The 13,914-nt window shown below is 64.1% G+C and carries 7 protein-coding genes; 6 read left to right on the top strand and 1 reads right to left on the bottom strand.

Features of this window, described 5'->3' with window-relative positions; translation table 11 throughout:
* Positions 1 to 2 precede the first annotated feature (2 nt).
* Genes KMZ68_RS20230 through hypF form a run of 6 tightly spaced genes read left to right on the top strand, consistent with a single transcriptional unit; the run spans position 3 to position 9,427 of the window.
* Entirely contained in the window at positions 3 to 1,715 is a 1,713-nt protein-coding gene (locus tag KMZ68_RS20230) for an enoyl-CoA hydratase-related protein (protein ID WP_215612931.1), read from the top strand.
* Positions 1,712 to 3,199 carry a sigma-54-dependent transcriptional regulator gene (locus KMZ68_RS20225; RefSeq protein ID WP_215612930.1) on the top strand — a complete coding sequence of 496 codons (1,488 nt, stop codon included), beginning with the start codon at positions 1,712 to 1,714 and terminating at the stop codon, positions 3,197 to 3,199. The genes KMZ68_RS20230 and KMZ68_RS20225 overlap by 4 nt, the downstream gene beginning before the upstream one ends.
* A gap of 27 nt (positions 3,200 to 3,226) precedes the next feature.
* Positions 3,227 to 4,615 carry a sensor histidine kinase gene (locus tag KMZ68_RS20220; RefSeq protein ID WP_249779658.1) on the top strand — a complete coding sequence of 463 codons (1,389 nt, stop codon included), beginning with the start codon at positions 3,227 to 3,229 and terminating at the stop codon, positions 4,613 to 4,615.
* Positions 4,596 to 5,624 (top strand): HupU protein, encoded by a 1,029-nt coding sequence (locus KMZ68_RS20215; RefSeq protein ID WP_215612929.1) that lies wholly within the window; start codon positions 4,596 to 4,598, stop codon positions 5,622 to 5,624. Before KMZ68_RS20220 ends, KMZ68_RS20215 begins: the two co-directional genes overlap by 20 nt.
* Positions 5,621 to 7,072 (top strand): nickel-dependent hydrogenase large subunit, encoded by a 1,452-nt coding sequence (locus tag KMZ68_RS20210; RefSeq protein ID WP_215612928.1) that lies wholly within the window; start codon positions 5,621 to 5,623, stop codon positions 7,070 to 7,072. Before KMZ68_RS20215 ends, KMZ68_RS20210 begins: the two co-directional genes overlap by 4 nt.
* An 18-nt stretch (positions 7,073 to 7,090) precedes the next feature.
* A complete protein-coding gene (gene hypF, locus KMZ68_RS20205) occupies positions 7,091 to 9,427 on the top strand; it encodes a carbamoyltransferase HypF (protein WP_249779426.1) in 2,337 nt (778 codons plus the stop codon).
* 82 nt (positions 9,428 to 9,509) lie between these two features.
* On the opposite strand, the gene KMZ68_RS20200 is transcribed toward hypF, so the two are convergent.
* Complete coding sequence (locus KMZ68_RS20200) at positions 9,510 to 13,523, bottom strand: VCBS domain-containing protein (RefSeq protein WP_215612926.1); 4,014 nt, start codon at positions 13,521 to 13,523, stop codon at positions 9,510 to 9,512.
* Positions 13,524 to 13,914: the final 391 nt, after the last annotated feature.

Below are 13,914 nucleotides of genomic sequence, written 5' to 3'. Positions count from 1 at the left end.
CCATGCGCATCCTGCTCCTCACCCACGCCTTCAACAGCCTCGCGCAGCGGCTGTTCGTCGAACTGCGGGAGCGGGGGCATGACGTTACGGTCGAGCTCGACATCAACGACGCCGTGACGCGCGAGGCCGTCGAGCTCGCCGGTCCCGATCTCGTCATCGCGCCGTTCCTGAAGCGGGCGATCGCCGAGAGCGTGTGGCGCCGGGTGCCGTGCTTCATTGTCCATCCGGGTATCAGGGGCGATCGCGGGCCCTCGTCGCTGGACTGGGCGATCCTCGAGTCGGAGACCAGTTGGGGCGTCACGGTGTTGCAGGCGGAAGCGGAGATGGACGCCGGCCCGGTGTGGGCCTCTTGCGAGTTCCCGATGCGGGACGTAGCCAAGTCGAGCCTCTATCGCGACGAAGTGACGGAGGCGGCGGTTGCGGCCGTGCTCGAGGCGGTCGATCGCTTCGCGAAGGGGGGATTCGCACCCGAACGGGTCGCCCCTGCAGCAGCAGGGGTGCGCGGCCGCCAGCGCCCCGCCATGAGTCAGGTCGATCGTGCCATCGACTGGTCCTCCGACACAACGGCTCGCGTGCTGGCGAAAATCCGCAGCGGCGACGGCAATCCCGGCGTCCGGGACCGGATGTTCGACCGCATTGTCCATCTCTACAACGGCAAGGCCGCGACGGGTTTGGCTGGGCCGCCCGGCTCGGTCGTGGCGTGGTCGGGTCCGGCGATCGCGCGTGCGACGATCAATGGAGCGGTGTGGATCGGTCACCTTCGCGAGCCGGCCGGCGAACATCCCTTCAAGCTGCCCGCAACCCACGTGCTGGCGCGCGAGGTCGCAGGATTGCCCGTTGTCCCGGTCGATGCGCCGACCGGCTTCGGCGAGATCGCCTACCGTGAGGCCGGCGCTGTCGGCATGCTTCATTTCGACTTCTACAACGGGGCCATGGGCACCGAGGCGACCAGGCGCCTGTTGGCCGCCTATCGCATGGCGACCAGACGTCCCACCAAAGTCATCGTGCTGCTCGGCGGCACGGAGTTCTGGTCCAACGGCATGGACCTCAACCTGATCGAGGCGGCGCGCAGCCCGGCGGACGAGTCGTGGGCCAATATCAATGCGCTTGACGATCTGGCCGAGGCCATCGTGCGCACCCGGAACCAACTGACCGTCGCCGCGCTCGGCGGCAATGCCGGCGCCGGCGGGGTGTTTCTCGCGCGCACCGCCGATCTTGTGTGGTTGCGCGACGGCGTGGTGCTCAATCCGCATTACAAGGACATGGGCAATCTGTTCGGGTCGGAATTGTGGACGTATCTGTTGCCGCGAAGGGCCGGGCTCGCCGCCGCCCGAAACGTAACCGAAGCGCGTTTGCCGGTCGGGGCGGCCGAAGCGGTCGCGCTGGGTCTGGCCGATGACAGTATTGCGGGAGCGCGCGCGTCGTTCACGCGTTCGGTGATGGGGCGCGCCGAGGCGCTCGTCGACGAGCCCGACTGGTCGGCTCGCATCGCCGGCAAGGTCCGCCTCCGTGACGCCGACGAGGCCGACAAGCCGCTCGCACTCTATCGCGCCGAGGAGCTCGAGCACATGCGCCGCAATTTCTATGGCTTCGATCCGAGCTACCATGTGGCGCGATCGAATTTCGTGCGCAAGGTTGCGAAATCCCGGACGCCGATAACCATCGCGCGTCATCGCGATCGACGATGTCTGTTCCCTCGGAGGATGGCGTCATGACCCGATTACCAACCGTCCTCGTCGTCGATGACGAGTTGCGCAGCGTCGAGGCACTGCAGCGCATCCTCGAGGAGGACTTCGACATCCGCACGGCCGTTACCGTTCATGATGCCGAGACCATCCTGGAAAACGAAATCGTCGAGGTCGTGCTGTGCGACCAGCGTATGCCGGATATGACGGGTGTGGAGTTTCTCAAATCCGTGCGCGCGCGCTGGCCGGACGCCGTGCGCATGATCATCTCCGGCTATACCGACGCCGATGACATCATCAGCGGCATCAACGATGCCGGTATCTACCAGTACGTAACGAAGCCCTGGCAACCCGAGGCCCTGATCCTCACCATCCAGAATGCCGTTCGCCTGTACCGCCTGCAGCGCGAGAACGAACTGCTTGCCGTCGAATTGAAGATGTCGGCGACACGGGCGGAGAGAGTCGTCGCCTCTCGCCGGCAGGAATTGAAAGCGCAGTATCATAGCGACGATGGCATCGTTCGGGCCGCCGACAGTCCGTTGAACGAGGTTTGCGAGCGGTTGTTACGCGTCGCGCCCTTCGACGTCTCGGTGCTGGTGTCCGGCGAATCGGGTACCGGCAAGGAACTGGTCGCCCGCGCCCTGCACTACAACAGCCTGCGCTGGAACAAGCCGTTCGTCGTCGAGAACTGCGCCGCCATGCCGGATGAATTGCTCGAAAGCGAGCTGTTCGGTCACAAGCGTGGCGCCTTCACGGGCGCCGTCGAAGATCATACCGGGCTGTTCGAGCGCGCCGACGGCGGCACTGTGTTTCTCGACGAGATCGGTGAGATCTCGCCGGCGTTCCAGGCCAAGCTGCTGCGCGTGCTGCAGGAGGGCGAGATCCGCCCCGTTGGCCGCGGCGCGTCGCGCAAGGTCGACGTTCGTGTGATCGCCGCCACCAATCGCGTTCTGGAGCAGGAAGTGCGGGAAGGACGCTTCCGTGAGGACCTCTATTACCGCCTCGCGGCTGTCACCATTCATGTCCCGGCGCTACGCGACCGCCCCATGGACATCCCGATCATAGCGCGCATGCTGCTCGAGAAGGCGCAGAAGCAATTCGGCAAGCATGTCGAGGGCCTCACCGATGAGGCGCTCGCCTGCATGGAAGCCTATCATTGGCCGGGGAATGTCCGGGAGCTGCAGAACGAGATCCAGCATCTGCTGGTCATGGGGCCGGAGAACGGGCTGCTCGGTGCGGAGCTGCTATCGCGCAGGATCTTGCGCGCAGCTCCCGAGGACGAGGCGGAGGATGTCGCGATGCTGGTTGGCCTCGATGGCCCCCTGAAAGAGCGCATCGAGCAACTCGAGGCCCGCATACTGAAGGAAACGCTGATTCGCCACAAATGGAACAAAAGCCGGGCAGCCAAGGAACTCGGCTTGTCTCGCGTCGGGCTTCGGGCCAAGCTTGAGCGTTACGGGCTGGAGAAGATCGAACCGATCGATCCGCGCTCCCGCAGCAAGGCGGCCTCCTGAGTGGCAGAGGAGTATCGGAACTTGTCCGTGTTGACGCCGCATGACAAGGACGGCCCGTCTGGGCTGATCGAGCGGGCCGGCGTGGCCGAGGCCATTGCGTTGTCGCCGGCGTCCGAGGACGCCTGGATCGACGTGATCCGCAAGATGGACGAGGTCTATTCCGAGCTTGTTCAATCCCAGGTCGAACTGGAGCAGAAGAACGCCGAGCTGGAGGAGGCGCGCCAGTTCATCGACAGCGTGGTCGCTGCCATGACAGACGTGCTGATCGTCTGCGACCGGGCGGGCCGCATCGAACAGGTCAATCAGGCGCTCGAGCGGCTCACGGGGCAAAGCGGCAAGTCGCTCACCGGGCAGCCGCTGGAGGTGCTGTTGGCTCCCGGCCAGGAGCCGCTGTTCGACGAGCTGCGCTCGAAGCTGCACGGCGGTGTGGGCCTCGGAGATTGCGAGGTTTCGTTCATCGACCGCACCGGGACGCCCACGCTGCTGTCGATGAGCTGCTCGTCACGATGCGATCACAAGGGGCGCTTCGTCGGTCTCGTGCTGATCGGCCGTCCGGTCGGCGAGCTGCGTCGCGCCTATACCGAACTCGCCGCCGCTCATCAGGATCTGCGTCAGGCGCAGAAGCAGCTGGTGTTCTCCGAGAAGATGGCTGCACTTGGCCGTCTCGTCGCCGGCGTCGCCCACGAACTCAACAATCCGATCAGTTTCGTGTTCGGCAATATGCATGCGCTGAAGCGCTATGGCGGGCGGCTCACCAAATATCTTCAGGCGATCGACCGGGGCGAAAGCCCGGACCAACTGCTTAAATTGCGCAATTCCCTGAAGATCGACCGCATTCTGCTCGACGTCGGCCCGCTCGTCGAAGGCACCCTCGAGGGAGCCGAACGCGTGAGCGAAATCGTCCAGGATCTGCGCCGCTTCTCCAGTTCCCAGACCGAGCCGCTGGAGAATTTCAATGTAAGCCGCGTGGTTCGCACGGCGATCAGCTGGGTGGTGAAGACGACGCGGATCAAGCCGGAGGTCGTGCTCGATTTGCCTGACCGGCTCGAGGTCGTCAGCCGGCGCGGGCCGGTTCATCAGATCATGGTCAACCTCGTGCAAAACGCCATCGACGTCATGGCCGAACAGCCGGAACCGAAGCTGGTGGTCAGTGGCGCTCGCGAGGGCCAATGGGTGGTGGTGCGCGTGCGCGACTTCGGTCCCGGCATGTCGGCCGACGTGATGAAGCGGCTGTTCGAGCCGTTCTTCACGACGAAGCCGATCGGCAAGGGAACCGGGCTTGGCCTTTATGTCAGCTATGGCCTCGCGGAGGAGTTGGGCGGGCAGCTCGACGGCGCCAATCACGAGGACGGCGGCGCAGTCTTCACCTTGCGTTTGCCGGCGCAGGAGGTGCCCGATGCAGAACCTTCCCGGTAAGCCTCGCCGCCTGAACCTTTTGTGGTTGCAGTCGGGTGGCTGCGGCGGCTGTACACTCTCGCTGATCGGTGCGGAGTCCCCCGACCTGCTGACCGCGCTGGATATCGCCGGCATCGATCTGGCGTGGCACCCCTCGCTCAGCGAGGCTACCGGATTCGAACTGCACGAACTCCTGGCGCGCCTGATTTCGGGTGAGGAGCCGCTCGACATCCTCTGCCTCGAAGGTTCGGTAATCCGCGGCCCGCGCGGGACCGGACGCTTTCACATGCTCTCGGGTAGCGAGCGGCCGATGAAGGATCTGATCGCCGATCTCGCGCCGCTGGCGAACCACGTCGTCGCTGTCGGAACCTGCGCGGCCTTCGGCGGTATCACGGCGGCGGGCGACAATCCTTCGGACGCCTGTGGGCTCGTCTATGACGGGCGCGAGCCCGGCGGGCTGCTTGGACCGCGCTTCCGGGCCCGATCCGGACTGCCGGTGATCAATGTTTCCGGTTGCCCCGTTCATCCGGGGTGGGTCGTCGAAACCTTCCTGCAACTGGCGGGCGGCACATTGACGGAAGCCGACCTCGACGGCATCGGCCGGCCGCGTTTCTATGCCGATCATCTCGTCCATCACGGCTGCACCCGCAACGAATTCTATGAGTTCAAGGCGAGCGCGCGCAATTTGAGCGAGATGGGATGCATGATGGAGCATCTCGGCTGCATGGGCACCCAGGTTCACGCCGACTGCAATATCCGGCTCTGGAACGGAGAGGGCTCGTGCACGCGCGGCGGCTATCCCTGCATCAGTTGCACGGAGCCCGGATTCGAGGAACTGGATCATCCCTTTACGCTGACGCCGAAGCGCGCCGGCATCCCGGTCGGTCTTCCGACCGACATGCCCAAAGCGTGGTTCGTGGCGCTGGCCTCCCTCTCCAAGGCCGCAACGCCGGAACGGCTTCGGAAGAATGCCGTCGCCGATCACATCGTGGTGCCGCCGGTGGGGCGCCAGGGAAAACCCCAGAAATGACGCGCCGGGTCGTGGGGCCGTTCAACAGGGTTGAGGGCGATCTCGAGATCAAACTCGATATCGATGGGGGAGCGGTGCGCGCGGCCTTCATCAACTCTCCGCTGTTTCGCGGGTTCGAACAGATCCTGGTCGGCAAGAGCCCGAGCGATGCCCTGGTCTATACGCCGCGAATTTGCGGTATCTGCTCGGTATCGCAGTCGATGGCGGCGGCCACCGCGCTCGCTGCGTTGCAGGGCGTCGCGGTGCCGGACAACGGCGCACTGGTCCAGAACCTGGTGACGGCGGCCGAAAATACCGCCGATCACCTGACGCATTTCTACTTGTTCTTCATGCCGGATTTCGCGCGGGCGGTGTATCGGGCCGAGCCATGGTTCGGCACTGCCGAGGCCAGGTTCAAGGCGGTCAGCGGCACGGCGGCGCGCGAGGTTCTTCCGGCACGTGCCGAGTTCCTGCATTTGATGGGGATACTTGCCGGACGCTGGCCGCATACGCTGGGGCTTCAGCCTGGTGGAACGACGCGGGCCGTCGGGGGCAGCGAGCAGGTGCGCCTTTTGGCTACCGTTGCGTCCCTGCGCAGGTTTCTCGAAACCTCGCTATTCGCCGATACGCTGGAGCGGGTGACTGCGCTTGACAGTGAAGCAGCTCTCGATGCGTGGATGGACGCGGCTCCGCCCGAGCGGGGCGACCTCCGCCATTTCCTGGTCGTGTCGAAGGCGATGGGGCTCGACAAGCTTGGACGCGGCACCGGGCGCTATCTGAGCTACGGCGCCTATGGCATGAACGGCGGACACGCTTTCAGACGTGGCATCGTCGAGGCGGGGCGTCCCCGTGCGTTTCGCTCCGCCGAGATTGCGGAGGATCATGCCTCGTCCTGGCTGGCGCGGCCTGCAGCTCCTGCTCATCCCTCCCATGGTCTCACCTTGCCGGAGCCCGATGCGCCGGGCGGCTACACCTGGTGCAAGGCGCCGCGATTGGCCGGTTCCGTGGTCGAGGTCGGTGCCCTGGCCCGCCAGATCGTCGATGGCCATCCGCTGATCGTCGATCTCGTAGCCAGAGGCGGCGGCAATGCCCGCACCCGCATCATCGCCCGCATGCTGGAGATCGCCCGCATCTTGCCGCTGATGGAGGCGTGGGTGCGCGCGATCCGTCCACGCGAGCCATTCTGCGCCCACGCCGCGATGCCGACCGACGGCGAATGCGAAGGGCTTGTCGAGGCGGCGCGGGGCGCGCTCGGCCACTGGATGGAAGTGCGCGACGGGCGCATCGCCAATTACCAGATCGTCGCGCCGACGACCTGGAATTTTTCGCCCCGCGACGAAAACGGAGTTCCCGGCGTCTGCGAACAGGCTCTGGTCGACGCTCCGGTACGCGAGGGCGAGATCGAACCGGTCGCCGTGCAGCATATCGTGCGCTCGTTCGACCCATGCATGGTCTGCACGGTGCATTGAATGGCGCGAACCCGACCAGTGTCGACGACGCAAGCGGGTGCCTGCTACCGCGTGCGCGGTCTGGTGCAGGGTGTCGGATTCCGCCCTGCGGTCTGGCGGCTGGCGACGTCGTTTGGGCTTCGTGGCGAGGTGCTGAACGACGGCGAGGGCGTATTGATCCGTGCGTGGGGCCCGCCGGATGCGCTCGACGGCTTCTCGCGCTCGTTGCGCCGGGACGTGCCGCGGCTGGCGCGCATCGACGATATCGTGCGCCAGCCGTTGCCGGGCGGCCCGGAAGGCAACGATTTCCGTATTGTCGGGAGCAATACAGGCCCGGTCCGCACCGGCGTCGTTCCCGATGCGGCAACCTGTCCCGATTGCCTTGCGGAAGTATTCGATCCCGCCAGCCGGCGCTATCGCTATCCCTTCACCAACTGCACGCACTGCGGTCCGCGGCTTTCGATCATCCGCGCAATTCCCTACGATCGCGCCACCACGTCGATGGCCGCCTTTGCCATGTGTTCCGCCTGTCTGGCCGAGTACGAAAATCCGGCCGACCGGCGCTTCCACGCCCAGCCGAATGCCTGTCCCGATTGCGGTCCGCGCGTCTGGCTTGCCGATGCGCAAGGCAACGAACTGCCATCGGCCGGCGACGCCATCCGGACGACGGCTACCGCCATTCGCGACGGGCGCATCGTCGCCGTCAAGGGCATCGGCGGTTTTCACCTGGCCTGCGATGCCACCAATGAGGATGCTGTGGCAAGACTGAGGGCCCGCAAGCGCCGCTATGCCAAGCCCTTCGCATTGATGGCGCGCGACATCGACATGGTCTCGCAATATGTCCGCATCGCGGAACACGACCATGCCGTGCTGGCGAGTGCCGCTGCGCCGATTTTCATCCTCGATGCGCACGATGGTGCGGGCAACCTCGCTCCCTCGATCGCGCCCGGCCAGTCGAGTCTCGGATTCATGCTCGCCTACACGCCGTTGCATCACTTGCTGATGTCGGATCTCTGCGCGCCGATCGTGCTCACCTCCGGCAATCGCAGCGACGAGCCGCAGGTGATCGCCAACGACGAGGCACTCGCGAGCCTCGCCGGCATCGCCGATCTCTGGCTCCTGAATGACCGCGATATCGTCAGCCGTCTTGACGATTCCGTCGTGCGGTCAATGTCCTCTGCACCCCGATTGCTGCGTCGCGCCCGTGGCTATGCGCCCGAACCCATTCAGCTCGGAAGCGGGTTCGCCGATGCGCCGCCGGTGATGGCGATGGGTGCGGAACTCAAATCGACGATCTGCCTCGTTCGCGAGGGCCGCGCGATCGTCTCCCAGCATATCGGCGACCTTGAGGACGCGGCCACGCATGCCGATTATCGCAGGGTGCTGGCGCATTACCGCGAATTACATTGCTTTTCGCCGGCGCTCGTCGCGGTGGATGCCCACCCGGATTATCTCTCGACGCAATGGGGCGAGGCATGTGCGCGGCAGGACGGAGATTTGCCGGTCCGCATTCCCCACCATCACGCCCACGTCGCGAGTTGTCTCGCCGAGCATCGCGTCGCGCTCGATGCGCCGCCCGCGCTGGCGATCATCCTCGATGGCCTTGGGCTCGGCGAGGACGGGACGCTGTGGGGTGGCGAGATCATGCTTTCCGACTACGTCTCGGCCCAGCGCCTGGCGAGCTTCATGCCGGTGCCGCTGCTCGGCGGCGCGCGCGCCATGCGCGAGCCCTGGCGCAATGCTTTTGCGCACCTCTCGCAATTCATCGGCTGGGATGATGTTTGCAGTCGATATTCCGATCTCGCCATCACGCGGCAGCTCTCGGCAAGACCGGTTGCAACTTTGCAGGCCATGATGGACAGCGGTCTAAACGCGCCGCCGGCCTCCTCGGCAGGACGGCTGTTCGACGCGGTCGCGGCCGTGCTCGGAATCGCGCCCGAGACCTGCTCCTATGAAGGTCAGGCAGCGATCGGGCTGGAGGCGCTGGCGGCGACGGCAGAACGTGAACCCGGCGGCGAATATGTAGGCCAGATTGCCAATGGCCGAATCGAGCTGATTTCGTGGACGGCGATGTGGCGCAACCTGCTCGCCGACCTGGCGCGGGGCGTCGAGACGTCGCGCATCGCCGCGCGGTTTCATGCGGGACTCGCGCTGACCCTCTCATCCCTGGCGGCGCGCCTTGCAGGCGATCGCGGCACCGACACCGTCGTCCTGGGCGGAGGCGTCTTCCAGAACCGTCTGTTGCTCGAAGCTGTAACGTCCAATCTCGAGGCGGGTGGCCTGAGGGTGCTGAGCCCCAGGCTTCTGCCCGCCAACGACGGCGGCATCTCGCTGGGGCAGGGTGCAATCGCTGCGGCACGTGCGCTTTGCCGGTGATTGGCGGGTCACTTGGGCAGGGGAAAACATGGTCACGCGCGGGATTTCGGGCCAACCGCAGATGAGTCGCAGGGCAATTCCGTCACACCATCAGATCGTGCATCGCATGAGTAGCGCCATCGCTCGCCGCCCGTCCTGGAAAAAGATTGAAATGGTCAGCTGAGTGCGCCTCAATCGCTTGCGCTCCGTCTGAAGCCGCATGGTGTCCGCCGGTTTCTGCAGCGTCCTCGCGATGGTTGATCGACGCTGCGGCAAGATCCACCTCGGCAAGATCGACGGGGGCTGAACCGTCCAAACCGGAAATCCCGTCATTGAAGTGGAATGAGTCCCCGAGACCGAGCGTGCCGGCAGCCCTCGCGCCGATCACCACATCGGCGGTTGAGGGTGCCCCGAAATCAGGCGCGCCGCTGCCATGCGTGACGGCTGCGCCGTGTCCGCTTGCATCGTCATTGCGGTCGCCGGCCCACGCGACCGCCGAATTCGCGATCGAACTCGCAAGCGTTAGCCCGTGATTCCCCGACGCTCCCAGGCCTGCCGGGCTATGCAGGACATCTGAGCCGGTATCGATCGTATGGACATGAGTGTTGGTAGCATGAATCGCATGGCCATTTGTCGGGATCAATCCGTCGTCGCTCAAATGGTCGACTTGGAAATTCGTATGGCCTTCGTTGTTCGACGTGACGACGGAGTGCGTGCCGGAATGGCTATTCCAGGTGTGGTGCAATTGCGCGATCCAGCCATTGCCATCCGACGCCATGCCATGCGCGTTGCGGTGCAACTCGGCTGCGTCGGCGATCGTCGTCGGGCCGGCGATGTCGAACAACGGCGCGTGATCGAACGCAAAGTCATTCTCCGTCGTCGCTGTAACGTGAACGTGCTCCAGTACGATTGATCGTCCATTTGCCGGAGTGATGGTGGCGTTACCGCTGGCATCTTCGGCCGCGTGCACCCGGGCTTCGGCGAAGCCGGTAAATCGGGCGTGGCCGATCAAACCAACCGGGTCTTGATCGGCATCGAAGCCGTAGCTCACGTCGGTTGTTTGCAACGACCAGCTCTGGTCGGCAAGGAGCGCGCCGTCATTGACGGTCCAGTCGGACGGGATGTCGGCGCTGGTCATCGCGACGACAGCCCCGTCGTTTTCTGCCGTCACGGCCAGTTCAAGATTGATCGGATCGCCTGTTATCTCGGCCGACGCCATCGGCGCCACGAAGACAAAATCCGACAATTCAACGGAAACGATCCCCTGCAAATGGATTTCCAGCAGAGCGGAGTTGCCGATGCTCAGCGTTTGATCCGTCGGATTGACGTACACGATGGTTTGATTGCTCATACTGTCATAGAGCCAGGCGATGGTGTGGGCTGGTACGGAAGTGCTCGTCGAGGTCAATGCCAAGACAGCGAAGGCAAGTCCACCGAGCGCCGTTAGGTCGATCCTGTCGGATCCTGATTTGAAATCGGAAATGGTGTCGAACCGGGCCGCATTGGAATCCGCTACGGACAAATAAACGAAACGGTCGTCTCCATTGCTGCCCGTGAGATTGTCCGCCCCATATCCACCGACGATGATATCGCACCCGTTATTGCCGTTGATTGTATCGCTTCCCGATCCCCCATAGATCGTGTCATCCCCGTCATTGCCCTTCATCGTATCGTTGCCGGACCCTCCGTAAAGAAGGTCGCTTTTGCCGGTGCCGTTGATGGTGTCATGACCGGCGCCCGCATAGATTATTTGGCCGTCGTTACCGCCTCCCGCGATGGTTTCACCCCCGCGAGTTCCATAGACGTAGGGCGGATCGGATATTACCTCCTTCCCGGTGGCCAACGAGTCGAAATCATTGGGGTCAGCGTCGCTGCTACCATTGATGGTGATCGTTACCACCTGGGCGGTGCCGTCCACGGTCGTGACGGTGAAGGTGTCGGTCAGCGTGTCGCAGACATCGAGTGCCTGCACCGCGCTGTTGGCATCGTCAAGCGTGTAGATCCAAAGGCCGGCTGTCGTCATCGTGAAGGTGCCGTAGCCGCCGGCGCTCGTCCTCGGCGACGTAACCGCCGTGAAGGTATTGGGCGTATTGTCGACGTCGGTGTCAGTGAGGGTGCCGGTCGCGGTCGGGCTGCCGCACGTAGCGCCGCCGGCCTCGATCACCGAGCCGGTCGTGGTGCCGGAAATGATGGCCGCGTCGTTGCTGCCGTTGATGGTGATCGCCACTACTTGGGCGGTGCCATCTACGGTGGTCACCGTAAAGGAGTCGGTCAGCGTGTCGCCGATATTGAGCGCCTGCACCGCGCAGTTGGCGTCATCGAGCGTGTAGGTCCAGACGCCAGCGGGCGTCATCGTGAAGGTGCCGTAGCCGTCCGCGCTTGCTCTCGGCGATGTGACCGCCGCGAAGGTGTTGGCTGTATTGTCGACGTCGGTGTCAGTGAGGGTGCCAGTCGCGGTCGTCGTGCCGCATGTGGCATCGCCGGCCTCGATCACCGAGCCGGCCGTGGTGCCGGAAATGATGGCCGCATCGTTGCTGCCCTTGATGGTGATCAGCACCACTTGGGCGGTGCCGTCTACGGTGGTCACCGTAAAGGAGTCGGTCAGCGTGTCGCCGGCATTGAGCGCCTGCACCGCGCTGTTGGCTTCGTTGAGCGTGTAGGTCCACACGCCAGCCGCCGTCATCGTGAAGGTGCCGTAGCCGCCGGCGCTCGCGGCGGGCGAGCTAACCGCCGTAAAGGTGTCGGGCGCATTGTCGACGTCGAAGTCGGTGAGCGTGCCGGTTGCGGTCGGCGTGCCGGACGTGGCATTGGCGGCACCGCCGGCCTCGATCGCCGAGCCAGTCGCGGTGCCGGAGATGATGGCCGCGTCATTGGTGCCGTTGATGGCGATCGTGAAGGTCTGATCGGCCGAGAGCGTGCCGTCCGACACCGTGACAATGAAGCTCGTGGTCGTGGGCGCCGCCAGCGCATTGATGGCGCCGCTGTCCGGAACGAAAATATAGGCGCCGGTAGAACTGTTGACGTAAAGCGTTCCGTAGGGACCGGTATTCGATACATCATATGTCACCCCACCCAGCACCGTGCTGCCGGCGGTCCCCCCGCTGACGCCGTAAATCAGTGTGTCGCTGTTGGGACTGCTGGCCACGAAAGTGCCGCTCGTCGCAGCGAAGACGTCAAACGCCGCGGTGTCGATTTCGATGGGCCCCGTCACCGCATTCAGTGTCGGCGGCGGGGGCGGCAGACGCCCGAAAATGATCTCAGGGACCGAGGCGAAGATCCAAGGGAGCGGCGGGAGCGAATTTTGCGCCGGCGAGGAGCCGTCCGTCTGAATGAAATTGATTGGCTGTAGCGGCAGCGGATTGACGAAGGGGGGTGTGCTCGACCCGGTTGACCCCGGTCCTTTCGCGAAGGTGGCGAGCGCTTCCTGCTGGGCTGCCTGCAATTCCGCCATTCGCGTGGCGGTGTTTGTGACTTGGTTCACGCCGATTGTGGAACCCTGCGGGCGCAGGACGATTGTTGCTCCAGGATCCTCAACGAAGAAGTGTCGCGGGATTGCCTCCTTGGTTACGAGCTCGAATGTGCCGTGCTCCAGATCCTTGTATGTTATGATGTCGTCATCCAGGAATGTGACGTTCGGGTCCGCGGCCCGGGCTTCCTTCATCGCTGAGAAGATCAGCGCCGTGAGCGACAGCATGCCGATCCCACCGGTATGGGCGCGGCCCCTAATGCTTCCAAAAGGGGTGTCGACCTTGAGGCAACCGGTCTTTGCCAACTGGCCGGCAATGAAGGCAAAGGCTCCTCTGGTCACCCCGAACAGTGCCGAATGCGAGGTGCCGGTGGAGTCGCAAATGAATTCGTTCAGCACCACGCGAGTGCTGCTCGACAGGTTGAACACGGTGCCGTCGACGAAGCGAATTCCGATCCGCCCGCCGGCCGCAGTCTCGATCACGTCACCCTGGCAAACAGGATCGCCAGCCATGACCTGAACGGCAATGCCGCCCGCACGCCTGAGGGTGCCGCAGCCGACCGCCGTCTGGATATTGCCGATGACTTGGGGAAGGAGGGCCACAAGGGCCTCACCTTCGGCTCTGGATTTGAGGCGGGACGCAACGAACATTGGCTTCGACCTCGCTTGCTGAGTAACTCAGGTCTAGCGTGGAGCCACAGTTTTCCTGGCCTAGCTTTGCCCGCGCCAGGACGGCGACGCATTCAGCGTGACGTCGAGGTCGTGCAGGACGTGCCATCGTCCCGTCGCGAGGCGCGGTATTTTCCTGTCAAAATCGGCGAACTCTTGAATATGCGAATGTGGCGCGCCAGCCTCACGAATAAGGATGGTGTAGTCAACTTGCGATTTTGAGGTACCCAATTTGTGCTGCGTTCTTGTCCGTAACTGGAGGTCGTCAGTTTGCCATAGCCATTCATCTGCAATTATGTGATCATATATATTGTGGCTAGTCCGCGGTTTGAAGAGCCAAACGGGCAGCCATGCTGACACAATCTTCTCGGAA

Origin of the sequence: Bradyrhizobium sediminis, from assembly GCF_018736105.1 — a bacterium.
GTDB lineage: Bacteria > Pseudomonadota > Alphaproteobacteria > Rhizobiales > Xanthobacteraceae > Bradyrhizobium.
Note: the sequence above shows the minus strand (reverse complement) of the source record. Positions and strands in the feature narration are given on the sequence as shown.